Here is a 25,701-nt window from a genome sequence, read left to right as displayed (position 1 = left end):
TCCGTGGGGGTGTCGGATGCGGCGGCGAGGAGGCCTGCGCCACGCAGGGGCTTGCATCACGCACGCGGGCAGAGGTCCTTGCACGGTCGAGGAATGGTGCGCCGAGAACTTCCCGGAAACTTCCGGCAACGTCGCCGCAACTTAAGGCCGCTCCCCACCCCTGTCAACGGGGCCGCCGCCTGCCTCGCGCCTGCCCCCGCTACGGCGAACCGGCCGGGACCGTCCCGGCCCGGGAGATCCACGCGCATCCGTACGACAGTCACGAACAGGGCGCCGTCGTGTCAGTGGGGCGCCAACTTGCCTGGCTGGTCGACATTCTGGAGGCCGGTCGCACAGAGGTCCAGGGCAGTGCGTGCAGCCGATCGTACGGACCGGGGGCTTGACCGGCGCGTGGTCGACGGCATGTCCTACGGTTTCCGGAAGGCATCCGGAGATTTTCGGATGACGAGTCGACGGAGGTGGGGAACGTGGCCGGGGAAGGCGCTCAGCGCAAGGCGACCACGCGGAGCCCGGACGGGCCGGCCAGGGTGACGATCGCCGAGATCGCACGGGAGGCCGGGGTCTCGGTCCCGACCGTCTCGCGGGTCGTGAACGGACGTTCCGACGTGTCACCGGCCACCCGCGCCCGGGTGGAGGAACTGTTGCGGCGGCACGGCTACCGGCGAAGGCCGCCCGCGCCCGGAGACCGTGCGGCCCTGCTCGATCTGGTCTTCAACGACCTGGACAGTCCTTGGGCCGTGGAGATCATCCGCGGTGTGGAGGAGGTCGCGCACGAGGCGGAGGTGGGCACGGTGGTCTCCGCGATCCATGACCGGGCGGGCGCGGCGCGGCAGTGGATGACCAATCTGCGGGCCCGCGCCTCCGATGGCGTGATCCTGGTGACGTCGGTCCTGGAGCCCGGGCTGCACGAGGAACTGCAGCGCCTGGGCGTCCCGTTGGTGGTGATCGACCCGGCAGGATCGCCCGCGACCGAGGCGCCGACGGTGGGCGCCACCAACTGGGCGGGCGGGATGGCGGCGACCGAGCACCTGCTCGGCCTGGGGCACCGGCGGATCGGGTTCATTGAGGGCCCGCCACGGCTGCTGTGCTCGCGGGCCAGGCTGGATGGTTACCGGGCCGCGCTCGACGTGGCGGGTGTGCGGGTCGACGACGAGCTGATCGTGCCCGGCGACTTCTACCACGCGTCCGGATTCACCGGCTGCAACCGGCTGTTGGACCTCGCCGAGCCGCCCACCGCCGTTTTCGCCTCCAGTGACCAGATGGCGCTGGGTGCCATCGAGGCGCTGCGCCGGCGCGGCCTGCGGGTGCCCGAGGACATGAGCGTGGTCGGTTTCGACGACCTGCCTGAGGTGCGCTGGAGCGCGCCGCCGCTGACCACGGTGCGCCAACCTTTGTCCGACATGGGCAAGTTGGCGGCCCGCGCCGTCCTCCATCTCGCGCGCTCGGTCGCACCGGCATCGCCGCGCATCGAGCTGGCGACGGAACTCGTGGTCAGGGCCAGTACGGCGGCCCCGCGCGACCGGTAGCCCGACAGGCACCCGAACCGGGGGTGTCAACGGCCTTTTTTGTTAAGGCCGTTGACACCCCCGCTCCGTGTCCGTAACTTCCGTGGCCATCTACCGATAGTTTTCGGATCACTTCCGGAAGGTGCGTCATGTCAGCCTCCGATTTCTCCCGCCGACGCTTCCTCGGCGCTGCCTCCGCCGCCGGTCTCGGGGCAGCCGCGCTGACCGCGTGCGGCGGCTCCGACTCCGGCGGCGGGAAGGACAGTTCGGGCCGGACCATCGTGGAATGGTGGAACATCCAGACCACTGAGCCGTCGAAGACCGTCTGGCCCGAGCGGGCGAAGGCGTTCGAGGCCGAGAACCCCGACGTGCGGATCAAGCTCGTCACGCTGGAGAACGACGCCTACAAGTCGAAGATGACGGCGCTGACCAGCTCCGGGAAACTTCCGGACATCTACCACACGTGGGGCGGCGGTGTTCTGCGGCAGCAGGTCGACGCGGGCCTCGTCGAGGACCTCACCTCGTCCATCGAGCCGTGGGCCGACACGCTCGTGCCCGCGTCGGTCAAGGCCTACCAGTTCGACAGCAAGACGTACGCGGTGCCCTTCGACATCGGCGCCGTGGGCTTCTGGTACAACAAGGCGCTCTTCAAGAAGGCCGGCATCAGCGCCCCGCCCACCACCTGGGACGACTACCTGGACACGGTCAGGAAGCTCAAGGCCGCGGGCATCACACCCATCGCCCTCGCGGGCAAGGAGAAATGGCCCGGCATGTACTTCTGGGCGTATCTGTCGATGCGGATCGCCGGGGTCGAGGGCATGCAGAAGGCCGCCGACGCCAAGGACTTCACCGGCGACGACTTCGTCAAGGCGGGCGAGCACCTCAAGGACCTGGTGGCGCTCAAGCCGTTCCAGAAGGGCTTCCTCGGCGATGCCTACTCCACCCCCACCGGAGAGGCCGCCGCCATGGGCAACGGAAAGGCGGGCATGGAGCTGATGGGCCAGTGGGCACCCGTCGTGCAGGCCGACGCGGGCAAGGGCATCGGCAAGGACCTCGGCTTCTTCGCCTTTCCCTCGGTGGCCGGCGGCAAGGGCGCGCTCACCGACGTGTTCGGCGGAGGCGGCGGCTACGCGGTCCGCAAGGGCGCGCCGAAGGCCGCCACGGACTTCCTGAAGTTCTTCATGACCGCCAAGTCCGACCGCATCCTCGTCTCCAAGGCCGACACGATCCCCGTCGTCAAGGACGCCACCAGCGCATTGACCGACCCCAACCTCACGGCGGTCTCCGACATGCTCGGCAAGTCCACCGGCTTCCAGCTCTACCTCGACCAGGCCTACCCACCGGCCGTCGGCCAGGAGGTCAACGACTCCGTCGCCGCCCTCATCGCCGGCTCCAAGTCCCCCGATCAGGTGACCCGGTCCATCACCCAGGTCGCCAAGAGCCAGTGACAGACGATGACTTCGACCTACGTAAAGGACGCACCCGCAGCCGTCGCCGAGCCGTCGCGGCCCGGCCCCACCAACCGGCGTCCGCTCGCCCGGCGCGTCACCGACTGGCTGACGGCCGTCTCCTTCACCCTGCCCGCCCTCATCCTGTTCGGCGCGCTCGTGCTCGCCCCGATCCTGTACGCCCTCTACGTCAGCCTCTTCAACTGGGGCGGATTCGGGTCCCCTTCAAACTACATAGGACTCGACAACTACAGCCGCCTCGCCAAGGACCCGGTCTTCCTCGGCGACCTGTGGCGCGGCCTGCTCCTCGTCGGCTTCTCGGTGCTCGTGCAACTGCCGTTCGCGCTCGCCATGGCGGTCCTGCTCAACCAGAAGCTGCGCGGCCGGGCCGTCTACCGGATGCTGTTCTTCGCCCCGTACGTCCTGTCCGAGGTGATCACCGGCGTCCTGTTCTCCATGATCTTCGCGCCGGACGCCGGGCTCGCCGACAAAGTGCTCGGCGCGGTCGGCCTCGACGGGCTCGGCGGGCTGTGGTTCGCCGACCAGTCGACGGTCATGCCGACCCTGTTCCTCGTGATGACCTGGAAGTACTTCGGCTTCCACATGATGCTCTACCTGGCAGGCCTGCAGGGCATCCCGGCCGAACTGCACGAGGCAGCCCGCATCGACGGGGCAAGCGCCTGGCAGCGCTTCCGCTACATCACCCTGCCCCTGCTCGGACCGACCGTCCGCATCAGCGCGTTCCTGTCCGTCATCGGCGCCATCCAGCTGTTCGACCTGGTGTGGGTGATCTCGCAGGGCGGCCCCGACCACGCCTCCGAGACGATGGCCATCACCTTGTTCCAGTTCGGGTTCAAGCGCTACGAGATCGGCTATGCCAGCGCGATCAGCATCGCGCTGTTCCTCATCAGCCTCGTCTTCGCCCTCGCCTACCAGCGCTTCGTGCTGCGTCGGGACACCGAAGGAGCCCTCACCAACATGCGAGCCACCCGATGACCGCGCCCGACGTGCCCGGGCGTCGCCGCTTCGGCAAGGCACCCCTGTACGTGATCGTGTGGCTGGTCGGCATCGGCATGGTGACACCGCTGCTGTACGCCCTCGTATCCGGCTTCAAGTCCACCGACCAGCTGTCGAGCAACCCCTTCGGCCTCCCCTCGCCCTGGGTGACCTCCAACTACACGGACATCCTTGCCTCGGGACCCTTCTGGCGGATGCTCGGCGCGTCCACCCTGGTCGCCATCGGGACGACCCTGCTGACGGTCGGAGCGGCGGCCCTCGCCGCGTTCTCCCTGGCCCGCTTCGCCTACCGCGGGCGGGAGGTGCTCTTCACGCTCTTCACGATGGGGCTGATGTTCCCCTTCGCCGTGGCGATCCTGCCGCTGTTCATCCTGCTGCGCACCTTTGGACTCCTGGACAACCCGTGGGGCGTGATCCTGCCGCAGGCCGCGTTCGGGCTGCCCATCACCATCGTCATCCTGCGCGGCTTCTTCCGGCAGATCCCCGGTGAACTGGAGGAGGCGGCCACCCTCGACGGGTGCTCCCCCTTCGGCTTCTTCTGGCGGATCCTGCTGCCGATGGCGCGCCCGGCACTCGGCACCGTCTCCGTCCTCGCCGTGGTGAGCAGCTGGAACAACTTCCTGCTGCCGCTGCTCGTGTTCAGCAACGAGACCTGGTGGACCATCCCCGTCGGCGTCCAGCAGTTCCAGGGGCAGTACGCCACCGACATCGCCCGCGTCTTCGCCTACCTCGTCCTGGCCATGGTGCCCGCGCTCGCCTTCTACGCCGTCGCCGAACGGCAGCTGGTCGGCGGCATCACAGTGGGCGCGACCAAGGGCTGACACCGCAACCAAGGGCTGACACCGCACCGCCGCACACCGCACCGCCAGGCCCCGCCACCACCGCCTGCACACATCGCACTTGAGGAGTTCCATGGTCAAGCCCTGGCAGGACACCACCCTGCCCGCCAAGGTCCGGGCGGCGGACCTGCTCGCCCGGATGACCACCGAGGAGAAGACTGCCCAGTTGTCCAGCGTGTGGCTGGGGGCCGACATCGACACCGACAGCGCCGCCGTCGCGCCGGGGCAGCACGCGTACGTCGCCGAGAGCGCGGTCCTGGACGCCCTGCTGCCGCACGGCCTCGGCCATCTGACCCGGCCCTTCGGCACCGTCCCGGTCGAGCCCGCGGTGGGCGCGGCACGCCTCGCGGACCTGCAGCGCCGGGTCCGTTCCGCGAACCGCTTCGGGCTGCCCGCGCTCGCCCACGAGGAGTGCCTGACCGGCTTCGCCGCCTGGCAGGCCACGATCTTCCCGACGCCGCTCGCCTGGGGCGCCACCTTCGACCCGGCCCTGATCACCGAGATGGCCGAATCCATCGGCACATCGATGCGCACGGTCGGCATCCACCAGGGCCTCGCCCCCGTCCTCGACGTCGTCCGCGACCCCCGCTGGGGCCGCACCGAGGAGTCCATCGGCGAGGACCCGTACCTGGTCGGCACCATCGGCAGCGCCTACGTGCGCGGCCTGGAGGCCGCAGGGATCGTCGCCACCCTCAAGCACTTCGCCGGGTACTCGGCCTCGCGCGGCGCCCGCAACCACGCGCCCGCCCCCATCGGACCCCGCGAACTCGCGGACGTCTTCCTGCCCCCGTTCGAGATGGCGCTGCGCGAGGGTGGCGCCCGCTCCGTGATGGCCTCCTACAACGACATCGACGGACTTCCCGGACACGCCCACACCGGCCTGCTCACCCACCTCCTGCGCGACACATGGCAGTTCACCGGCACCGTCGTCGCCGACTACTTCGGCATCGCGTTCCTGGAGTCCGCCCACCAGGTGGCCGCGACGGAGGGGGACGCCGCGCGGATCGCCCTCGCGGCCGGCGTCGACGTAGAACTGCCCGCCGCGCGCTGCCTGCCCGTGGCCGAACACCTTCCCGAAGACCTGATCGACCGCGCCGCGTTGCGCGTCCTCACGCAAAAGTGCGAGCTGGGCCTTCTCGACCAGGACTGGGAGCCGGTCATGGGATCTACGGGAATTACTGGAACCGCCGTAGACGCACAAGACGCGCTCATCGACCTGAACCCCCCTCAGATGCGGGACCTGGCGCGGGCTGTGGCGCAGGAGTCGGTCGTCCTGCTCGCCAACGACGCGGGGCTGCTGCCGCTGGCCGCCCACGGGCTGCGCATCGCCCTGGTCGGCCCCCTCGCCCACGAACAGGCCGCCATGCTCGGCTGCTACACGTTCCCGCGGCACGTCGGCGTCAACCACCCAGGACTCCCTGCGGGCGTCGACGTACCGACGCTCGCCGAGGCGCTCCGCGCCGAACTGCCCGGCGCGGTCTTCGTCGACGACCCGGCGCAGGCCGACGTCTGCCTCGCCGTGGTCGGCGACCGCTCGGGCCTCTTCGGGCGCGGCTCCTCCGGCGAGGGCTGCGACGTCGAGGACCTTGAACTGCCCTACGGGCAAGGCGCGCTGCTGGACACGGTGTTCGACACCGGGACACCGGCCATCGTCGTCGTCCTCAGCGGACGGCCCTACGCCCTCGGTCGCTGGGCCGATCGGGCCGCCGCCGTCGTCCAGGCCTTCTTCCCGGGGCAGGAGGGCGGCGCCGCCGTCGCCGGAGTCCTGTCGGGACGCGTCGAGCCCTCAGGGCGCCTTCCCGTCGGCGTGCCGCGCGGCCCCGGCGGCCAGCCCGCCCCCTATCTCGCGCCGCCGCTCGGCCGCCTAGGCGACGCCAGCAGCGTGGACCCCACCGCCCTCTACCCGTTCGGGCACGGCCTGTCCTACACCACGTTCACCTGGGACGCCCCACAGTGCGACACCCCCGAGCTGCCCACCGACGGCGATACCACCCTGCGCCTCACCGTCCACAACACCGGAGAGCGGCCCGGCACCGAGGTCGTCCAGCTCTACCTCCACGACCCGGTCGGCACTGTCGCACGCCCCGAGGTCCGGCTCGTCGGCTACGCCCGCGTCCCGCTCGAGGCCGGGGCGTCCGCCGAGGTCCACGCCACCTTCCCGGCGGACCTCGCCGCGTACACCGGAGCCGACGGCCGCCGCGTCGTGGAACCCGGCGCCCTTGAACTACGTGTCTCCGCGTCCAGCGAACGCGTCCACCACACCGTGCCGCTCACCCTGACGGGTGCGGAACGGGAGGTCGGGCACGAGCGGCGGATGCGGTGCGAGATACGCGTCAAGTAACGCGTGGAAACAGCACAGCGCACGATCAACCAACCCGCCTTCGCCACCCATGAGTTGAGGAGTAGCACCATGCGCACACTCACCTCCCGCACCCCTGCCCGTACCCGCGTCAGAGCCGCCGCCTTCGCATCGGCGACGGCCCTGCTGCTCGGCCTGGCCGGTGTACCCGACGCACACGCCTACGCCGACACACACCTCCAGAGCGACACACACGCCGACGCCGGTACCCGGCACCGCCCCGCCACGCTCGACAGCCTGGCCGAGCGCACCGGCCGCTACTACGGCTCCGCCGTCGACAACCCCGAACTCGCTGACACCTCGTACGCCGACCTGCTCGGCACCGAGTTCGGCAGCACCACACCCGGCAACGGCATGAAGTGGTACGCCACCGAACCCCAGCGAGGGGTCTTCGACTTCACGGCGGGCGACGAGATCGTCGCGTACGCGCGGGCCCACAAGCTGAAGGTCCGCGGCCACACCCTCGTATGGCACAGCCAGCTGCCGGGCTGGCTGGAGAACGGCACCTGGAGTGCCGACGAGCTGCGCGCCATCCTCAAGAAGCACATCACGACCGAGGTGCGGCACTACAAGGGCAAGGTCTTCGCCTGGGACGTCGCCAACGAGATCATGAACGAGGACGGCACGTACCGCGAGAACATCTTCTACAAGACCCTCGGCCCCGGTTACATCACCGACGCCCTGCGCTGGGCCCGCGCCGCCGACCCCGGCGTGAAGCTCTATCTCAACGACTACAACGTCGAGGGAATCGGCGCGAAGTCGGACGCGTACTACAAACTCATCAAGAAGCTCAAGGCCGACGGCGTGCCGATCGACGGATTCGGCATGCAGGCCCACCTCGCCCTGCAGTACGGCTTCCCGAATGACATGAAGGGCAACATCCAGCGCTTCGCCGACCTCGGCCTCGATGTCGCCATCACCGAGCTCGACATCCGCATGATCCTCCCGTCGGACGCGGCCAAACTGGCCCAGCAGGCCGACTGGTACGGGCAGGTGACCAAGGCTTGCCTCGACGTCCGCCGCTGCGTCGGCATCACGCTGTGGGGCTACTCCGACCGCCACTCGTGGATTCCGTCGGTCTTCGAGGGCCAGGGCGCGGCGCTGCCCTGGGACGAGAATCTCCGGCGCAAGCCCGCCTACGACGCGATCGCGAAGGTGCTCGCGGCGGCGAAGCGGGGGAAATGACGGTGACGGTGGCGCGCGGGCGAAGAGCGCACGTCGCCGTTCTCACCGTCCCACCGCCTCGTCGAGCTCGGGATGCCGACTTCCCGGTCGCAGGGCCTTCTTTCCGTCACTTGACGCGAAGTTGACCGAGAACTCTTGACACGTTCCGCCCACCGGCAACACCATGCCGCCCATACCCAAGGGCTTCGGACGCACTTGGGGGACGCTTCCGATTGGGAGCGCTCCCATGATTCTCCGAGCCCGACGGTCTGCGTCCCGGGCCCCGGAGCCACCGTCGCCCGGAGGCGTCGCACCTCGTACTTCCTCAGCGCGCCGCACGCACACGTTCAGATCGAAGCGCGTGCGGTGCGTCCCCCGTCAGGAAGAGGTTCCCCATGTTCAGATACAGGCGTGCCCTGCTCGCGCTGCTGCTCGCCTTCCCGCTCGCCCTGGCAGCCCCCGGACTCGCCCACGCCGACAGTCCGGTGGCGATGACCAGTGGTTTCTACGTCGACCCCCACTCCACCCCCGCGGCGTGGGCCGCCGCCAACCCGGGTGACGGCCGCGCCACCGCGATCAGGGACAACATCGCGGCCAAGCCGATGGCCCGCTGGTTCGGCAACTGGAGCGGCGCCATCGGCACGGCCACGGGTGCGTTCGTCGGCGCGGCCGATGCCGTGGACAAGCTGCCGCTCCTGGTCGCCTACAACATCCCCAACCGCGACATCTGCGGCGGACACTCAGGCGGCGGCGCGGGCTCGGCAGACGCGTACAAGACGTGGATCGCAGCCTTCGCCAGTGGCATCGGCAGCCGTCCGGCCGTCGTCATCCTGGAGCCGGACGCCCTGGGAGACACGAGCTGCATGACACCTGCGCAGATCGCCGAGCGCAACGCGCTGCTCAACAACGCCATCGACCAGTTCAACCAGAAGGCCCCCAACACCTGGGTCTACCTGGACGCCGGCAACCCGGCCTGGCTGGCGGCCGCCACCATGGCGCAGCACCTCGCCGACGCGGGAGTGCGCAAGGCCCACGGCTTCTCGCTGAACGTCTCGAACTACCTGACCACCGGTGAGAACAGCGCATACGGCAACGCGATCAACGCGAAGCTGAGCTCGTCCTACGGCTACACCAAGCCCTACGCCATCGACACCAGCCGCAACGGAAACGGCTCCAACGGCGCATGGTGCAACCCGGCAGGACGCAAGCTCGGCACCCCGACCCAACTCGGCGGCGGAGCCGAAATGCTGCTGTGGGTCAAAACACCCGGTGAATCCGACGGCAACTGCGGGGTGGGCGCCGGATCGGTGGCAGGCCAGTTCCTTCCCGAGGCCGCCTACAAGATGATCTACGGCTACTGACATCCCCGTCCGGGCTACCGCCCCTTGAGCTCCCGTGGCCGTGCCCGTCGGTGCACCCCGTCCTCGTCTCTCCCTCCCCCGGCCCGTTCCTGTCCCCCGCCCCGTTCCTGTCCCCGTCCGTCCCGACCAGGAGCACACATGAGATCCGGTATCCGGCCCATCAGACGCATGGCCCTGCTCGCCTCGGCCGCCCTGATTGCCTGCGCGGCGGCCCCGGCCGCACAGGCACAGGGAGCACCCGCCGAACAGGCACAACCGGTCGAACAGGCACAACAGAAGGTCATCAGCCCGACCACGCGCTTCTATGTTGACCCGCGCAGCAAGGCCGCCAAGCAGGCGATCACCGACCTCCGCAAGGGAGACCGGGCCAACGCCCTGAACATGGCCAAGCTGGCCAGCCAGCCGCAGGCCGAGTGGTTCACCGAAGGCACGCCCGCCCAGGTCAGAAGAGAGGTGCGCAAGCTCGTCCACGCCGCCGCGATCACCCGGCGTGTGCCGGTCCTCGTCGCGTACAACGTCCCCGGCCGCGACTGCAGCCTCTACTCCGGCGGTGGAGCCGCCTCCTCGGCCGCGTACCGTCAGTGGATCGACGCCTTCGCCGACGGCATCGGCGACCGTAAGGCCGCCGTCGTCCTGGAGCCCGACGGCCTTGCGGCCCTTCCCAAGGACTGCGCCGGCGACATCGACCCCACCGGCGAACTCACCGCCCACCGCATGGCGGACCTCGCCTACGCCGTGCGCACGCTGAAAAGCGAGCCGAACACCGCTGTATATCTCGACGCGGGCAACAGCCAGTGGAAGTCGGTCGGTGACATCACGCGGCGACTCCTGGACGCCGGCCTTGAGCAGAGCGACGGCTTTTCCCTCAACGTGTCCAATTACCAGCCCACCGACCAGACTTCGCGCTACGGAACCTGGATCGCGAAGTGCGCGTGGTACGCCACCAAGGGACCGGAGCCGGCTCGCGGCCCCGCCGACTCGTGCGCCAGTCAGTACTACTCCCCCGCCGCGCCCAACGACGGCGCCCCGGGCAACTCCGTCTCCCCCACCGACCCATCGACCTGGCACTGGACCGACGACTGGTTCGACCAGAACACGGGCGGCGCGTCCACCGATGAACTGGCGCGCTTCGTGGTGGACACCAGCCGCAACGGGCTGGGGGCCTGGACGCCGCCCCCGGGCAAGTACACCGGCGACCCGGAGACGTGGTGCAACCCACCCGGCCGCGGCATGGGCCCCCGCCCCACCGCCGATACCAAGGCCCCGCTCGTCGACGCCTACCTGTACGTGAAGACCATCGGCGAATCCGACGGCAGCTGCACACGCAACACCGGCGGCACCATCGACCCCGAGTACGGCATCGTCGACCCGGCCGCCGGCGTCTGGTGGCCCGAACAGGCCCACACCCTCGCCCGCAACGCCGTACCCGGTCTGGAATTCCCCCGGTGACTCCCGGCATCCCCCGAGCTTCGCCTTCCGCTGTCGACCGGGCGATTCTGTAGTTCCTCGCGGGAAAGAGCCGTAGTGGCGGACAGCCGTGAGGGAGCGCCGGTGGGCAGCGGGAAGGCCGTACGCAGTGGTGGGCCGACGTCGGTGAGGATCGCGCAGACAGCCAAGTTGGCGGGTGTATCCGTGCCCACGGTGTCCAAGGCGCTCGACGGCCGACCAGGGGTGCCGGGCGAGAGCCGGTCCCGGGTCGAGGAACTGATCAACGAGTACGGATACCGCAAGCCCTCGGACCACAAGCAGAAGTTCGTGGAGCTGATCTTCCGCGAGCTGGAGGACGAGCGACTCAAGGCCAAAGGTATTCCCTGCGTCGTCTTCGATCCGGTGGACGATGTTCCCGAAGGTGCTCCCTACATCGGCGCCACCAACTTAAACGGAGGTCAGTCCGCGACGCGCCACCGTGTGCTAGGTGAGGATGCGCACCATGGCGGCCGCCACCGACCCCAGATAGACGGAGGCCGTGGCAACAACCTCCTTCACCCGGAACAAACGGATGCGACCGTCCCGAACCACCGCGATCTCTCGCCGCTCGACGTTCCCTATCTCGAACCGTTCCAGTGAGTCCGCGCTCGCGCGCCCCCGCAGGTCAGCGAAGCAGCCCTGCAGTCGTGCGATCTCCCGCTCCCGGAAACCCCGCATCGCCCGCCGGATGAGAAGCAGTGGACCGACGAAGTATGTGGGAACGCCAAGCAGGAAGAGCAACAGCAGCGGGGTCGTCCAGCGGACCTGGTGCACCGAAAGGGAAAGGAAGAGCGAGCCAAACGCGACCAGGCTGATCAGAACGGACACGATGACCCCTTGGACGAGCGCCCGCGCGTCCTTCCAGCCGTGGAAACCATCGGCATCGGTCATGTCGAAGACGTAGTGAACGTCCTTCCGTATGGCGATGAAGAAGGACATCAGACAGGCGCCCATGAGGATGTGCTTGATCATCACGTACGAGACCGCCGCCGCGACCAGTCCATAGGTAAGGGGCCCGGCCAGCCCCCCGGCCTCTGGCGACGCCCACCAGGACTGGTAGGCCGCGGCGCTCCACGTACGTCGGGACGCGGTATCCCCGTCGGGCGCCAGCCAGGAGAACACCCCGCCCTGACGGAAGGCTCCCATGAGGAGCAGGGCGATCGCGGCGGAGAGCAGCGCCACGGCCCAGGAATGCCGACCGCACGCGGCGAATCTCCGGTTCGCCCGCAGGACGGCCAGACGGACGACGGTTCGGCTCTGCGGAGGAACCTGCAGCATGCCCTGAGCATGGAGGCCGGCGGCGAATTCGGCCGCACGCCGACAGTTGCCGAAGGCGAGGCGGAGAGTGACCGCCGCGATCACGACATTGATCAGCGAGGGGTAGTCCCTGACCAGTGGAACCGAGAAATCCGAGGTTCCCTTTCCCAGCCTCACCATTCGAAGAAGGTCCGCTTGCGCGACCTCCAAGATTTCCGGATGCATCAGATTCCCGGCCAGTGCAGTACTGGCGATCAGCGGCAGGAACAGAAGCAGTAGCGCGGGCCGGAGATGACGGGCGTGAAACCACCGGAACAGGGGTTCGACGTCGTAGGACCTGACATGCAGCTCGTCCGAGGTGATGTCACCGTCGGGCATGAGCGGGTCGAGAGCTCGGCGCTTGAGAAACGCGGGCCACACCAGTGGACAGAACATTTCCCCTCCCCCGTCCGCCACCGCATTCCTCGATTCGAGGACCACGGGCCACAGCGCCAGAAAGCGCAAGGGGCAAGCCTAGCGGGAAAGCTGGGAAACGCATCCGGGCAACCCGAAATACGCCTACGTTCCGGACAGTTGCACCCTGACTCCTACTCGGACGTTTCTCGATACCTCTCGACCAATTTCGAATCAATGCGCGAATCCCCGCGGCCACAGGCCCTTGGCCCGTAAAGCCGGTGGGCCATCCGGCGTGGATGCGCGATGCGTGCCCTGCTTCTGGGGCTGCCCATAGCAGCACTTCAGCAGGTCTCGGAACCCGAGCAGGCCGGATCATCCGATACGTGACAATCCCGAGACAACCACGGCGCACACCTCGGCATACCGGGAGCCGGCCAAAAGCGCCGTACGACGCGGCACGGACCCCGCAGACAGCTGCAATGTCTCCGGGCCCACTGCGGGAGAACGCCTTGTCATCGGGACACACCGGCTGGCTGCGTACGCAACTACCGGAGTCGTTGACAAACGACACCCGAACTCAGGCTCTGGTCCACTCTGTGGATGCCTTTGGTGATGTTCAGTTGGGCAGGGTTCGGCAAAGGCAGTGGGAGCGGCCCTCCGGACGAGGCGGGTGTGGTGGAGGATCGCCGGGTGGGAGGTATCCGCTCAGTCTGATGATGTTTGTTCCAGCGGCAGTGAGAACCCGACTCAGAAGGCCGCTCCCGTGTATGCGGTCACGTCCTCCACCGTCGCGTTGCCGCCGCAGATCACCAGGCCGAGCCGAGTCGACTCACCGGTCTTGGCCAGGATGCGGCGGGCCGCCGGGAGCAGACAGCCCGCCGCCGGCTCCGCCCATACCCGGGCGTGCTCGGCCAGCTCGAGCACGCCCGCGTACGCCTCCGCCTCGGGCACGACGAGCACCTCGTCGACCAGGTCACGCACCATCGTGTACGTCAGTGGGGACACCGTGGGCGCACTCAGCGTGCTGATGCGTGAGTCCACATCCACCTGGACCGGCCCACCACATGCCAACGCCCTGGACATCGCCTCGGCGCCGGTCGTCTCCACGCCCCACACGCGCACCCCCGGCCGCCGTGCCCGCAGTGCCGCCGCCACACCAGCGATCAGACCACCACCACCGATGGAGACCAGAACGTCCGTCAATTCCCCCGCGTCGGCGGCGAGTTCGAGCCCCACTGTGCCCTGCCCCGCAATGACCACCGGATCGGAGAACGGGTGCAGCAGCGTGAGCCCCTCCCCCTCCAGCCGGTCCATCATCGCGAAGGCCTCGGCCATGGTGGCGGTCAGCCGTACATCGGCTCCGGCGGCCCGGGCAGCCCGCACCGAGCGTGCCGGTGCGGTGCGCGGCATCACCACGGTGGCGCGCACACCCAGCGCGGCCGACATCTCCGCCACGGCGACACCATGGTTGCCGCCGGACACCGCGACCACGCCGGCCGCGCGTTGCTCACCGGTCATCGCCAGCAGCTTGGCGACCGCTCCCCGAGCCTTGAACGAACCCGTGCGCTGCAGCAGCTCGAGCTTGACCGTGACCGGTACCCCCAGCAACGCGGTCAACCCCGGGCTGGGCAACGTGGGGGTGCGCACCACATGCCCGGCTATCCGCGCTGCCGCGCTCTCCACATCCTCAACACCGACCATGGCGCCCCTCCGGGATCTCTCACACGCCGTATCCCTCTGCACACTACGCGGGCGACCGGTCCCTGTGACCATGAACATCGGGTACGGGAATGCGTGATCCGATTGCGCCCGATCGGGCAACAGGTGGGTGTGCACAGGAGAATACGCTCGCGGCCGGAGGCCGCCTGACTACGGCGTGTCCTGTCGATCCGACTGGCTGAGTAAAACCAGGTGCGGCCGGTCGCCGCGACGGTGTGAGATGCGGGACATGACGATCGTTTTGAACGAGCCGGGTGCTGACGGGTTGACCGGGGCCGTGGGTGCCCTCCGGGAATGGCAGGACGACCGTACGCCGCTGCAACTCCATCCGGGAGACCTCGGCTGGGCCTGGGCGCTGGGTGCAGAGAAGCTGGCCTCGGAGGTCCGCACCTGGAGCGTGGACGGGCGGATCGTTGCCGTCGGATTCCTGGACGGCCCTGATGTGCTGCGCCTGACGACCGCGCCGGATCTGCGACAGGACGGTGAGCTGGCGCGCCAGCTGCTGGCGGACCTCGATGATCCGGAGCGCGGGGTCCTGCCGCCCGGGAAGGTCGGCCTCGAACTCCCCAACGGCGCCCTGCTCCGCGAGGTCCTCCTGGAGGCGGGCTGGATTCTGGACGAGGCGTGGACGCCGCTGCGCCGCGACCTCGCCGAGCCGGTGAAGGACTCCGGCCTGCGCATCGAGGTGACCGGTCCCGAAACGGCGGGGGTGCGGACCGCAGTGCACCGCTCGGCCTTCGGCGGCCAGAAGTTCACCGAGGAGGTCTGGCACGTCCTCGCGGCCGGGCCGGTCTACGCCGACGCCCGCTGTCTGATCGGCTACGACGACCAGGACAACGCGGTGGCCGCGGCGACGGTCTGGTCGGCCGGGCCCGGCAAGCCCGGTCTGCTGGAGCCGATGGGCGTGCACGCCGACCATCGCGGTCACGGCTACGGGACGGCGATCAGCGTCGCCGCTGCGGCGGCGCTGCGTGAAATGGGTGCGTCAAGCGCACTCGTCAGCGCAGAGAGCTCGAACACTGCCGCCGTCGCCACCTACAAGGCAGCTGGATACCAGCCGTCGTCCGAACGGCTGGACGTCAGCCGAGCCGCCTGAAAATGAACAGGCGGCGGTGCCGGGCAGGCCGCGTCGCTGACCCTGGCTGGGCCCGAACGCCCTTTGAGGACGTGGGGTAGGTCGGGGTTCGATGATGGTCGGATGATGCGTCGTGGTGAATTGACCGATGCGGCCTGGCGCGGATCATGCCGCTGTTGCCGCGCTCCAACGGGCGTCGTGGGCGGTGGCGGGATCACCGCCAGGTCATCGACGGGCTCTTGTGGAAGGTACGCACGGCTGCGCCGTGGCGGGATCTGCCGGAGCGGTATGGGCCGTGGAAGATCTGCCATGAGCGGCTGTGCCGGTGGACGGCGGATGCGACCTGGGATCGGGATCCTTCCGCAGATCCAGGCGCACGATGACGCGGTCGGGGCGATCGAGTGACGGTGTCGGTCGACTCCACTATCGCCCGGGCCCGTCAGCATGCGGCAGGGGCCCGGAAAAGAAGGGGGGCTGCAGCGCATTCTCAGGTGCAGCGTCCGCTGGGCCGGAGGGCCGGTCAGTGACCATGCGCCAACGTCCAGACCGGCACGGAGTCCAATCGCCTGGCCCTCACCAAAGCTCAGGCCGAGCCGGCTGACGCCGGTTGAAGCACCGTTCAGAACACGTTGATCGCAGCGGGTGCCCGCTCCACGCGTGTCAACGCTCGCAACAACGCTGCCTGGCCATGCCGTCGGGCGGAAAGCTCAGCCAACAGCGCAACCACGGGAGCGAAAGCAGTACGGGGAAGCTCTGCCACCCGGCCACCCACACTGACTGCCAAGTCATCTATGTGCACAGCCAGTTCCACCATCCGCGTCACGAGGAAGTCATCGAGAGTCAGCGCCCACCCCGTCTGCGGCAGGAAGACGACGCGGTCCCCGCGCAGTTGCGCGAGACCAGTTCGCTGCTCGTCGAGTGCGGCACGGGCACGCTCCCGCAACGGCTGCACCCCCTCGGACGAAATGCCCTCACCCTGCGCACGGATGCCAGAGTTGGCCTCCCCGTCAAGCGGAGCGTCGATCCACACGGCACGTGCGTAGTGGTCCAGCAAAGAGATCGGATCGCGCTCAGACTCAGGTTCATGAAGCACGGGAGCCACGCTGAAGATCTGGTAGATGAGGTGACCTGCCAGACCACCGACAGTCCACTCCGCCAACGCGCTGGGCTTCCCCCACAAGGCGGCCACTTCCGGCGTGTCCAGCAAAGCCACGGCCTGCGCCGCGGTCTCCAAGTAAGCGTTCTTCAGACTCACGAGCCCCCCCATGATCCGGTGCCCCCAGATGACGCAGTGCCGCTGGGAGCCGCAGCCCTATGCCGTACGGCAATCAGCACAACCATAGTTGACCGGCCCTTGCGGGCAGGAGAGCCGGCTCCCGCCCTGCCGGAGGGCCGCATGTGAAGGGGATGCGGTCGGCTGCGTCGTGCCTGTCGGCGCGGCCGGCGAGCACGGCCACCTGCGATCGTCTGCTACGGGGCCAGGAGCGGGACAGTGATGGTGAGGTGGCCCTCACGGCCTGGTCGAGGGGCGCCCAGGGCGTTCATACGCGTGGCCAGGTGCCCCATCACCCTGCTGGTCAGTGACTCGTCCGGGGCGGCCGTGCCGTCGGGAGGCAGCCGGGTTTCCGCATCGCCCGCAGGGTTGCTGCCGAAATACCGGGCTGTGTCCATGTTGGCGGTCCAGCAAGCGAGCGAGACGTCGGCCTGTCCGGATGAGGCCGGGCAGAGACGCACGTGCGCGTACATGGTGAAGCCGTCTCCGCCGAAGCTCACCGTCGTGGAGCGCTCCTGGCCGTCGGTGCACTGGTGCGTCAACTCGTGCACGGCCGACTCCACGACGGCTCGCGCCATCGGCTCTGTGTAGACCATCTGATCCCCCCTCAGGCACTGAAGTGACCCGGGCGGGCTCCCTCAACGACCACGCATACCAGAGCAGCGGGCGGGTGCATCCAGTGCCGGTGACACCGGCCCATCCGGCGGCCGGGCATTCTGCGAGCGCGCGGAGCCACCGGGTTGCGGCCCGGGCGCAGGGAGTCGGTGGCGCAGGAGACGTCCGGCCCAACTCCCTGCGCCTGATCCGCCGCATCATCTGCTGAGCGGCATCCACGAGGGCTTCGCCTCGGCCTACTCCACGATGCCCGGGGGTGTCGGTGGCGGCTGGATCATGATGGTGTCGGAGCTGACGACGATCCTCGACGAGGTGTGCCCCGCTTCTTGGCGGGCTCGGTCCGGGACAGCGCCGGGGCGAGCCAGCGGCTGAGGAACGTGCGGAGTTGGTCTTCGTCGTGCGGCGGTTCGCTCGGGTGCTGCAGCAGCGACGCCAGAAGGCGCATGATGATCTCGGCGAGCCCTTGGAGCTCTTCCTCTTCGATGCCGACGGCGGCCCAGTCGACAGGAAAGCGCTGCAGCATCTTGGCGCCGTAGGCGATGGTGTCCTGGGTGGTGGTGCCGCGGCCGAAAGCGGTGGTGTCTTTGAGCTGCAGCAGCAGGCTCAGGCGGGGCTCGGCAGGGATGGTCCGTATACAGAAAACCATGCCTTCGACCACGGCTTCGGCCGGGTCGGTGATGCCGTGCAGGTGCGCGATCATCAGGTCGACGAACGACTCGGCGCCCTGGGCCGCCACTTCGCCGATGATGTCGCTGATACGACCGAAGTGACGGTAAACGGTCTGGCGGGTGACGCCGAGCTCGCCGGCGACGTCGGACAGGGTGGTTTTCGTGACGCCGTGCCGGTCGATGCAGCGGGCGGTCGCGTCAACGATGCGCTGTCGGGCCTCCGCGTCCGATGCGGGAGGCCTGCCTCCCCAGCCGTGGTGCCCCATCACCCTAGGATCGCACAGGCTCCTCGGTTCTTCGGGAAGTGGTCGCGCGGAGTACGGCCGCGATGAGCCCGGCCGCGGCGATGGTGCACAGCACGGTGTACCAGAGGCTGCCGATCGGAGTGCCCTCCTCGGTGATGCCGTCGGCCGCCGCCAAGTAGGCCGGCAAGGCGATCAGCCACAGAGCGATGTGGACGCCGAGGTACAGCACCGGATAGATCCGCGCGAACTGCGGTGAGGTAAGCGGAGGTTGACCGGCCCGCGGCGCGCGCCAGGCGTCCGCGAGGAGACTGAGGCCCACCATCCACACCAGGGCCAGTTCGGTGGTGAGGATGGCCTGTTGTATGCCGAGCTGATCCCCGCCGCGAAAGAGATTGCTCGGCACGCCCGCGATCGCCATCGCCAAGGGGGTAAGGGCACCGGCCGCGACGGTGCGCAGGCTGATCTGCCGGCCGGTCAGCGGGCCCCGTCCTGGCTTCGCGCCGGTCAGCAGGACGATGAGGTAGGTCATCGCGCCGAATGACACTGAGGCGAACAGGAACATGCTGTTCATCGGGACCGAGGCGAGGGCAGGAGCGTTGATCATCTCGTTGCCGGGGTTCCAGGCCCACCACTTCAGCTGGGGCCCGACCTGATCGAAGATCTCGTAGAACGCCTGGCAGGTGAACGCGACCGCCAGGGACCCGGCCAGCGGCCCGCGCCGCGTGAAGACGCCGAGGGCGCGGATCATCTCGTAGGCGAGTTGGGACAGCGCCGGATAGAACGCCACGATGTAGAGAGGCAGCCGGTCGTACATGAACTGCACGGTGAACACGTTGTGGGAGAAGATGAGCCCGACGTGCTCCTGCAGGCCGAACCAGCTCGGGAAGTAGAGCGGCGGCTCGATCACCGCCAGGTAGACGATCGAGGCGAACCACAGCGAGATGTTGATCGGGTCGCCGTCGCGGCGCCACCGCCGCCACGCATGGACGAGGGCGAACACCGCGCCGCCGATGATGAGCAGCTCGAGGAACGGCATGGTGGCGTTCTCGAGGCCGAACGGGTTGCGGAAGTCCACGATGGGGTCGGCGTTGTGACAGGAGTGGCCAAGCCTCTCGGCCAGGCGCTCGGCCGCTGCGTCGCAGGAGTAACCCATTGCCAGCTCCTCGGGTCAGTGGTCGACGAGTCCGGTCGCGGCGGACGGCTCGGTGCCGGTCCGGGTGCGGTTGCTGTAGTCGGTGCCGGGCGGGTCCTGCTGATCGTCGAACCCGCCGGGCACGACCGTGCGCCCGAGGCGCTGACGCACCTTGTGGCGCACGATGCCGAACCAGAACCGCGGGTCGGTGGCCATCTCCTTTAGTGACTTGTCGAGGTTGAAGACCTGGGCGAACGTCCGCTCGACGTACGCGTCCTCGCGGCTCGCGGCGGTGATGGCGTTGAAGACCGGCCAGCTGAACCGCGCAGCCAGCCTGCGGCGCCAGGCGGAGACGACCTCACTCCCGGTCGCGAAGTCATAGGCCTGGTCACGGGCCATCGCGAGCATCCACGGCACGTCGAGGGACTTCTTCTGCCGGGCCAGGAACTCGCGGAAGAAGGCGACATCGAGGGCGTCACGGCTCTGCAGCAAGTCGGCGAGAATGAGGGCGGAACGGGCTGCCGAGCTCATTCCCTGGGCGTAGAAGGGGTTGAACGCGCAGATCGAGTCACCGACGCAGACCAGCCCGAGCGGGGGCTGTTCGAGCAGGTCGAAGCGGCGCCACTTGTTGCCGGTCGAACGGGTGAGGTGCACTTCGGAGGTCGGAGTGCAGGCACGCGTCGCGGCGCCGAAGGCCGTGGCACGCACGCGGCCCACCGAGGCTTCGAAGGTGGTGACTTCGCGCGGCATCCGGATGCCCCACGACCCCATGCACACGATGGCGCGGTCCCCCTCGATCGGGAAGAAGTTGCTGAGGAACTCGTGCTCCTCGGGCTGTTCGCGGGTGTCCTGTGCCGGAGTGACGACCAGGTGCTTCCACCACCACGACTGCGGACGCCGGTCGGCGGGGGGCAGGTCGTACCATCGCGAGGTGTAGGTGACCTTGGCGTCGAGGGTCTTCTCCGGCGGTGTCGGCCACCCGGCCGTGTGCAGCCACTCGGCGACGGAGGAGCCACGCCCGAGGGCGTCGACGACCAGGTCGGCGGAGAGGTGCACCGAGTCGTCGCCCATGCGGAACTCGACTCCTTCGACGCGACCGAACGCGGTGCCGCCCGCGGTGGAACGAAGTCCGGTGACCGTCACGCCTTCGCGGATCTCGATGGCCGGGATCCCACGCACGTTGTCGCGCAGGACCCGCTCGATGAGCACGCGGGAGCTGTAGACCATCGTCATCGACCCGGTTTTGCGCGGGGCCCAGCCATCGTTCTCGCAGTACGCCGCGTCCATCGACGGCATCAGGTGCATCCCGCCCGCTGCGATCAGTCCTTCCTCGAACCCAGGGAAGATTTCGCCGATCGCACGACGCCCGGAGTTGAGCAGGAAGTGCGGGTGCTTGCTCTGCGGCACACCCCGCCGATGCTGCGCGTCGGGCGGGAGCCGGTCCCGCTCCAGGACGATCACCTCGTCGAAATGCCTGGTGAGCACTCCCGCGGCGCACAGCCCCGCCACGCTTCCGCCGAGCACCACGGCTCTCTGTCCCCGCATGCTTCCTCCATTCATACACATATCGCGTGAATGTATGATCAGTGGGTGGGGAGGCTAACAGGGGCGGCCTCAACGAGCCAGACTTCGCACGAGATGAACCACTGGACGCCCGGCGGCCGTTGGACTGGGAGCGGCGCGAGTTCCGGGTCCGCCCGCAGGGCTGTCTGCCGGAGTGGTCCAAGTCCCCCAGCACTTCGAGAGGGTGGTCTCCACTCGCCGCGGTTGATGTGCTGCCCCTGCACCGGAGCTGTTCTTTGTTCCATGCCTCGCGGGCAGACGCTGGACGATCGAGCGGAGTATCCGGGGCCCATGCGTCACCGACGCCCCGCCCGCGACTACGCAACCCATCCGCACCGGCCCGAAGCCATGGTCCACCGCACCATGTTGTCGACGACCGATGGGCCCGGCCGGGCCGGGCCTGGCCGACGATGGCGCTCAGGCGCACCCCCTCTAACCTCGGTGATCGACGCGGTGGCCGCCGCAGAGAGTGACGGGGGAAGACCATGATGGGTGCGGGCCGGCGCCGGCTGTGGCTGACGATGGCGGTGGGCGGGATCGGGCTGAGCTTGTACGCGCTCTGGCTGACCTTCGACGACTTCCGCGACCGGGCCTCCAGCGAACGCGACATAGCCGCGGCCTGCGACCACTTGGTGTCGGGGGCGCAGGTGATGGATCTGCAGGGCGGCATGGTCCGAGCACGGTCCGACGACGATGACGATTACCGGCTCGATGCGCGGCATCTGCCCAGCGCCTGCACCATCTACAGGATGAGTGGCTCACGCGAGACCGATCTGTTCCGGCTGATCGTCGAGAGCAGCGATGATGCCGAGCCGGTGAACATGATCGGCAACGGCTCTCCTTTCTTCACCCGCGACGGCTCCTACCCGAAGGCCAACGTCACCGCGGCCGCCGACCGCGAGCCTGAAGCATGGCCACTGGGCGACGGCACGCTGGGCTCCTACACGAACATCCGCACCACCGTCCGTGCCGAGTGCCGGCCCGGCAGTGGCAAAGCGGTGCCGAGGCTGCTGCACGTGACTGCCGTGGGCCGGTACCCGGAAGTCTCCGCAGAGGACCGCCAGCGCCTGGCCCGCCTCGCCCGCTCGGCCATGCAGCAACTCACCCAACGGATCGGCTGCCGGCCCCAACTCCCCTCCCTGCCCGCTCAGATGACCGCGATCCCCTTGAATCTGCGCCCGGCCGCCTCGGCCACCGGCTCCTGCCGCTGGGCCGGCCAACTGGGCAAGGAGCACGGCCCAGGCCGACTGCCCGACCGCGCTCTGACGATCCCCGCCCGTGAGGCGAACCCCGTCGAAGGCTGCCTGCTGGCGGTCGGCCCCGTCCGGGTCCGAGCCATCGCCGGCGGCCTGGACGACGATCAGCGCGACTACGCCGAGGGAGCGCTCACCTACTCGCCCTGGTGGCTGCGCACGGTGTCCTATTTCGGCGCCGACGCCAACTCCGTGGGCTACGACGCGACGGGCGACGACGTAAGGCTCAAGCCGGGTACGGCAGGAGGCGGCGACGGCATCTGGTGGGCGTCCTCGATCTGCGACGGCAAGCCCGCACTGCACGCCCTCACGGCCGACCGCCTCTACAGCGACGTCCTCGGCTACAAGGCGCGCCGCTCCCTGTTCCGCGCCTACGTCGACGACATCACCACCCGACGCGGCTGTACCCACATCACCTACCCCGCCGCCAAGGACTTCCACGACCTGTGAGCGCCCCGCGCCGGTGAGGGGCCTGACCGAGTTACGGGTGCAAGGGGCAACGGGGTGGATAGCTGCCGTGGGAACGAGGGCTGTGACGGTTCTTGTGAGCCTTCGCCGTATTTCAGGGGATGTCCGCGCTGCTCTGCCAGCGGCAGAACAGCGGCTGGACCGGGCTCGACGGTCACTACAGTCCCGTCTCATGACGACGATTACGACGCGTACGGTCGCGTATCCGGCCGACGGTCTGACGATGATCGGGCACCTCGCGCTCCCGGCCGGTGTCGACCGCCGGCCCGCAGTGCTGCTCGGACCAGAGGGCACGGGGCTCAGCGACGTCGAGCGCCGCCGGGCCGATGCTCTTGCCGAGCTGGGATACGTAGCGCTGGCCTTCGACCTCCACGGCGGGCGCTATTTGAGCGACCCCGAGGAGATGCTGGCCCGTTGCCTGCCACTGCTCTCTGATCCCGACCGGATGCGCAGCATCGGGCATTCCGCGCTCGACGTGCTGCGCGCCGAACCGCGGACCGAATCCGACCGGATCGCCGCCGTCGGCTACGGCACCGGGGGCGCCATCGGGCTGGAACTCGGGCGCGACGGCGCCAACCTGCGCGCGATCGGCACAGTCAACGCAACGACCACCGGCCGACCGGGCGAGGCGGCACGTATTCGCTGCCCGGTGTGGGCCGGGGTCGGGTCACAAGACCCGATCATGTCGCCCGCGCAACGCAACGCGTTCACCACTGAGATGCAGGCCGCGGGCGTCGACTGGCGCCTCACGGTCTACGGCGGCGCCTTGCACGCCTTCCACCACCCGCCGGTCGATCACCCCACGGTCCCCGGCGTCGGCTACCACCCACAGCACGCGCAGCGCGCCTGGCGTGACGTCGTCGACCTGCTCGCCGAGTGCCTGCCCGTGACGGAGGATCTGGGGACATGACCCAGGCGAACATCGAACAGCGCAGGCCAGCAGTGCTGTTCTCCCTCCACGCCCGCCGTCACCGCTCAACCGAACGGACACTCACGCGAGGATCCTTCGCGATCATCGAGTTCTTCTCGCCCTGCTCAAAACGCCCGAGCGCCGTGTCCCGTGGCACGGGGGCACCTGACAGCCAGGCGTAGCCGGTAGCGTGATCACCTAACGCGTGGAAAGCGAACGCAGCCGGCCGGCCCCGGACAAAGGACTTGGGTGGCGGTGGCAGTGGCGAGCGATGGGACCGAGATGAGCGAACCGACCAAGCCGACCATCACAGTTCCGGAAGGTGAAGCACCCGCCGAACTGACCACCCGGGACCTCGTGATGGGAGACGGGCCCCAGGCCAAGCCGGGCGCAGTCGTGCGAGTGCACTACGTAGGAGCCACCTTCGCCTCCGGAAAGGAATTCGACTCCTCCTGGGAAGAGGGCCGGCCATTCAAGTTCGCCCTGGGCGGCGGCAGGGCCATTAAGGGCTGGGACCGGGGAATCCGAGGAATGAAAGCCGGCGGCCGACGCGAGATCATCATCCCCCCGCGCCTCGCCTACGGCCAGCAATCACCCTCCACGCTGATCCCCGCAGGCTCAACACTGATCTTCATCGTGGACCTGCTCTCGGTCGCCGACGGCACCACCCCAGCACGCCCCGGCCCGACCCGCGCGCCCGGCTCGGCCTGAATCCGACGCCCCGGTGTCAGCAGCCTCGATCATCTGGCCGCGGCCCTTCGAGCACCGCTGAACAGGCGCAGGCGAAGGAGCACCGGCAGCCAGCACTCCCGCCCGCTGCCCGCGCAACCGACCCTGCCATCCCAGGCACCCATGCCTGCATCCCCACTTTGCCCGAGCGCCGATCGGCGGCACACGGACAGTCCACGAACCTCCGCCGACCGCGCGGCACGACCTCCTCCCCCGAGTATGCGTACCCAAGTGGCGAGGAGAGCACGCCGCACGCGGCCGGGGTCGGCACGCAGGCCGTCTGCGGTAGGTGACTGGGCGCCTGGCGGTGGTGTGCGGGGGTCAGCGGACCTTGGTCAGCTCACCCTTGTCCTGGAGGGTGGCAACCCCCTGGGCCCACAGGCTGTTGACCCGCTGGCGCTCCGTCGCGTTGGGATAGGCGTTGGTGCAGGACGTGCCGGGGCCGCCGCCCGACATCAGCTCGCTGCACGGGCCCGAGTAGTGATCGGGCAGACCCAGCACGTGACCCGTCTCGTGGGCCGTCACTCGCGTGGAGTTGTACTGCTGGTTCTGCCGGTAGTCCAGGAAGATGTACCCGTGCCCGCGCCCGTCGGTGGAAGCGTACGAGCCGCGCGAGTCGTTGCCCTCGCGGTACTCGAAGTCCGCGCTCGAGCTGGTCTCCTGCAGCTTCACGTTGCTGACCGAAGAGTTCCATATCTGCGTGCTCTGCGATATCTGGCTGCGGAAGCTCGGCGCCCGCGACGTGCGGTAGCGCACGGTGACGACCTGGATGCCCGGCTGCGCCGCCTGCTTCTTCAGCGCCGACTTCATGACGGCGTCGAAGAACTCCCGGTTGGCGGCCTGCTCCTCGGCCGAACCCGCGTAGGCCGATGTGGCGTTCACGGAGGCGGCCTTGACCGCTTCGGGCGCGGGCGCGGCGAACGCCGAGGGCGCGGCGGCCAGTGAACCGACCATGGCGGCGGCGCCGAGGATGGCGAGGAGGCTGGTGCGGGATCTGTTCATGGGGGTGTGTCCCTTCCGGATGTCCGGTGGCCGGGATGGCCAGTGGCCTTGGGGGGCCGGGGTGTCCGGGAACCTCGGGAGCACGAAGGCGCCCCGGATCCCGGGACCGGAGGCACGCGGGTGCGGCCTGTGGTCGGGACGAGTATCGAGAAGGCAGGGCTCGTTCGCACCGATACCATCCGGCGATAGCAGCAGAGCATCAACTGGTATGCGCCATCGGCGACTTGCCACCCCGC

The 25,701-nt window shown here is 68.9% G+C and carries 20 protein-coding genes and 2 pseudogenes; 14 read left to right on the top strand and 8 right to left on the bottom strand.

Features of this window, described 5'->3' with window-relative positions:
- The first annotated feature begins 467 nt into the window (after nucleotides 1-467).
- The 9 genes and pseudogenes from OG302_RS41090 to OG302_RS41050 form a co-directional block, all read left to right on the top strand.
- Nucleotides 468-1,526, top strand: coding sequence for a LacI family DNA-binding transcriptional regulator (locus tag OG302_RS41090; protein ID WP_371749851.1), 1,059 nt, complete (start codon nucleotides 468-470; stop codon nucleotides 1,524-1,526).
- Nucleotides 1,527-1,654: 128 nt separating this feature from the next.
- Entirely contained in the window at nucleotides 1,655-2,953 is a 1,299-nt protein-coding gene (locus tag OG302_RS41085; protein ID WP_371749850.1) for an extracellular solute-binding protein, read from the top strand.
- A gap of 6 nt (nucleotides 2,954-2,959) precedes the next feature.
- Nucleotides 2,960-3,949 (top strand): carbohydrate ABC transporter permease, encoded by a 990-nt coding sequence (locus tag OG302_RS41080; protein WP_371749849.1) that lies wholly within the window; start codon nucleotides 2,960-2,962, stop codon nucleotides 3,947-3,949.
- Nucleotides 3,946-4,791 carry a carbohydrate ABC transporter permease gene (locus OG302_RS41075; protein WP_371749848.1) on the top strand — a complete coding sequence of 282 codons (846 nt, stop codon included), beginning with the start codon at nucleotides 3,946-3,948 and terminating at the stop codon, nucleotides 4,789-4,791. The genes OG302_RS41080 and OG302_RS41075 overlap by 4 nt, the downstream gene beginning before the upstream one ends.
- Before the next feature lie 91 nt (nucleotides 4,792-4,882).
- A complete protein-coding gene (locus tag OG302_RS41070) occupies nucleotides 4,883-7,150 on the top strand; it encodes a glycoside hydrolase family 3 N-terminal domain-containing protein (RefSeq protein WP_371749847.1) in 2,268 nt (755 codons plus the stop codon).
- Nucleotides 7,151-7,219: 69 nt separating this feature from the next.
- Nucleotides 7,220-8,353: an endo-1,4-beta-xylanase gene (locus OG302_RS41065; RefSeq protein ID WP_371749846.1), complete on the top strand. Its 1,134-nt coding sequence runs from the start codon at nucleotides 7,220-7,222 to the stop codon at nucleotides 8,351-8,353.
- Nucleotides 8,354-8,727: 374 nt separating this feature from the next.
- On the top strand, nucleotides 8,728-9,693 hold the full coding sequence (locus OG302_RS41060) for a glycoside hydrolase family 6 protein (protein ID WP_371749845.1): 966 nt from the start codon (nucleotides 8,728-8,730) through the stop codon (nucleotides 9,691-9,693).
- Nucleotides 9,694-9,831: 138 nt separating this feature from the next.
- Nucleotides 9,832-11,142, top strand: a complete 1,311-nt coding sequence (locus OG302_RS41055) for a glycoside hydrolase family 6 protein (protein WP_371749844.1) — start codon at nucleotides 9,832-9,834, stop codon at nucleotides 11,140-11,142.
- Nucleotides 11,143-11,217: 75 nt separating this feature from the next.
- A pseudogene (locus tag OG302_RS41050) lies at nucleotides 11,218-11,409 on the top strand (LacI family DNA-binding transcriptional regulator); the annotation flags it as partial.
- Between the two features lie 195 nt (nucleotides 11,410-11,604).
- Here OG302_RS41050 and OG302_RS41045 read toward each other — a convergent pair.
- Nucleotides 11,605-12,921: a hypothetical protein gene (locus tag OG302_RS41045; RefSeq protein WP_371749843.1), complete on the bottom strand. Its 1,317-nt coding sequence runs from the start codon at nucleotides 12,919-12,921 to the stop codon at nucleotides 11,605-11,607.
- Between the two features lie 639 nt (nucleotides 12,922-13,560).
- Nucleotides 13,561-14,514 carry a threonine/serine dehydratase gene (locus tag OG302_RS41040; protein ID WP_371749842.1) on the bottom strand — a complete coding sequence of 318 codons (954 nt, stop codon included), beginning with the start codon at nucleotides 14,512-14,514 and terminating at the stop codon, nucleotides 13,561-13,563.
- Nucleotides 14,515-14,761: 247 nt separating this feature from the next.
- On the opposite strand from OG302_RS41040, the gene OG302_RS41035 reads away from it, so the two are divergent.
- Together OG302_RS41035 and OG302_RS41030 are read left to right on the top strand one after the other, a co-directional pair.
- Nucleotides 14,762-15,628: a GNAT family N-acetyltransferase gene (locus OG302_RS41035; RefSeq protein ID WP_371749841.1), complete on the top strand. Its 867-nt coding sequence runs from the start codon at nucleotides 14,762-14,764 to the stop codon at nucleotides 15,626-15,628.
- Between the two features lie 102 nt (nucleotides 15,629-15,730).
- Nucleotides 15,731-16,131: pseudogene (locus OG302_RS41030) on the top strand (IS5 family transposase); the annotation flags it as partial.
- A gap of 95 nt (nucleotides 16,132-16,226) precedes the next feature.
- Here the strand turns inward: OG302_RS41030 and OG302_RS41025 are convergent.
- The 5 genes from OG302_RS41025 to OG302_RS41005 form a co-directional block, all read right to left on the bottom strand.
- Nucleotides 16,227-16,862 carry a maleylpyruvate isomerase N-terminal domain-containing protein gene (locus tag OG302_RS41025; protein ID WP_371749840.1) on the bottom strand — a complete coding sequence of 212 codons (636 nt, stop codon included), beginning with the start codon at nucleotides 16,860-16,862 and terminating at the stop codon, nucleotides 16,227-16,229.
- 215 nt (nucleotides 16,863-17,077) lie between these two features.
- Nucleotides 17,078-17,476: a hypothetical protein gene (locus OG302_RS41020; RefSeq protein WP_371749839.1), complete on the bottom strand. Its 399-nt coding sequence runs from the start codon at nucleotides 17,474-17,476 to the stop codon at nucleotides 17,078-17,080.
- 293 nt (nucleotides 17,477-17,769) lie between these two features.
- Complete coding sequence (locus OG302_RS41015) at nucleotides 17,770-18,429, bottom strand: TetR/AcrR family transcriptional regulator (protein WP_371749838.1); 660 nt, start codon at nucleotides 18,427-18,429, stop codon at nucleotides 17,770-17,772.
- 4 nt (nucleotides 18,430-18,433) lie between these two features.
- On the bottom strand, nucleotides 18,434-19,561 hold the full coding sequence (locus OG302_RS41010; protein ID WP_371749837.1) for a hypothetical protein: 1,128 nt from the start codon (nucleotides 19,559-19,561) through the stop codon (nucleotides 18,434-18,436).
- A 15-nt stretch (nucleotides 19,562-19,576) separates the two neighbouring features.
- On the bottom strand, nucleotides 19,577-21,085 hold the full coding sequence (locus tag OG302_RS41005; protein ID WP_371749836.1) for an FAD-dependent oxidoreductase: 1,509 nt from the start codon (nucleotides 21,083-21,085) through the stop codon (nucleotides 19,577-19,579).
- A gap of 503 nt (nucleotides 21,086-21,588) precedes the next feature.
- Here OG302_RS41005 and OG302_RS41000 point away from each other — a divergent pair.
- The 3 genes from OG302_RS41000 (at nucleotide 21,589) to OG302_RS40990 (ending at nucleotide 24,445) form a co-directional block, all read left to right on the top strand.
- The gene (locus OG302_RS41000; RefSeq protein ID WP_371749835.1) at nucleotides 21,589-22,806 is read left to right on the top strand and encodes a hypothetical protein; all 1,218 of its coding nucleotides are present in this window, start codon (nucleotides 21,589-21,591) and stop codon (nucleotides 22,804-22,806) included.
- Between the two features lie 190 nt (nucleotides 22,807-22,996).
- Nucleotides 22,997-23,734 (top strand): dienelactone hydrolase family protein, encoded by a 738-nt coding sequence (locus OG302_RS40995; protein WP_371749834.1) that lies wholly within the window; start codon nucleotides 22,997-22,999, stop codon nucleotides 23,732-23,734.
- A gap of 282 nt (nucleotides 23,735-24,016) precedes the next feature.
- Nucleotides 24,017-24,445 carry an FKBP-type peptidyl-prolyl cis-trans isomerase gene (locus OG302_RS40990; protein ID WP_371749833.1) on the top strand — a complete coding sequence of 143 codons (429 nt, stop codon included), beginning with the start codon at nucleotides 24,017-24,019 and terminating at the stop codon, nucleotides 24,443-24,445.
- Nucleotides 24,446-24,784: 339 nt separating this feature from the next.
- Here OG302_RS40990 and snpA read toward each other — a convergent pair whose 3' ends face one another.
- Entirely contained in the window at nucleotides 24,785-25,465 is a 681-nt protein-coding gene (gene snpA / locus OG302_RS40985) for a snapalysin (protein WP_371749832.1), read from the bottom strand.
- Between the last annotated feature and the right edge of the window lie 236 nt (nucleotides 25,466-25,701).

Origin of the sequence: Streptomyces sp. NBC_01283 (assembly GCF_041435335.1) — a bacterium.
Lineage (GTDB): Bacteria > Actinomycetota > Actinomycetes > Streptomycetales > Streptomycetaceae > Streptomyces.
Note: the sequence above shows the minus strand (reverse complement) of the source record. Positions and strands in the feature narration are given on the sequence as shown.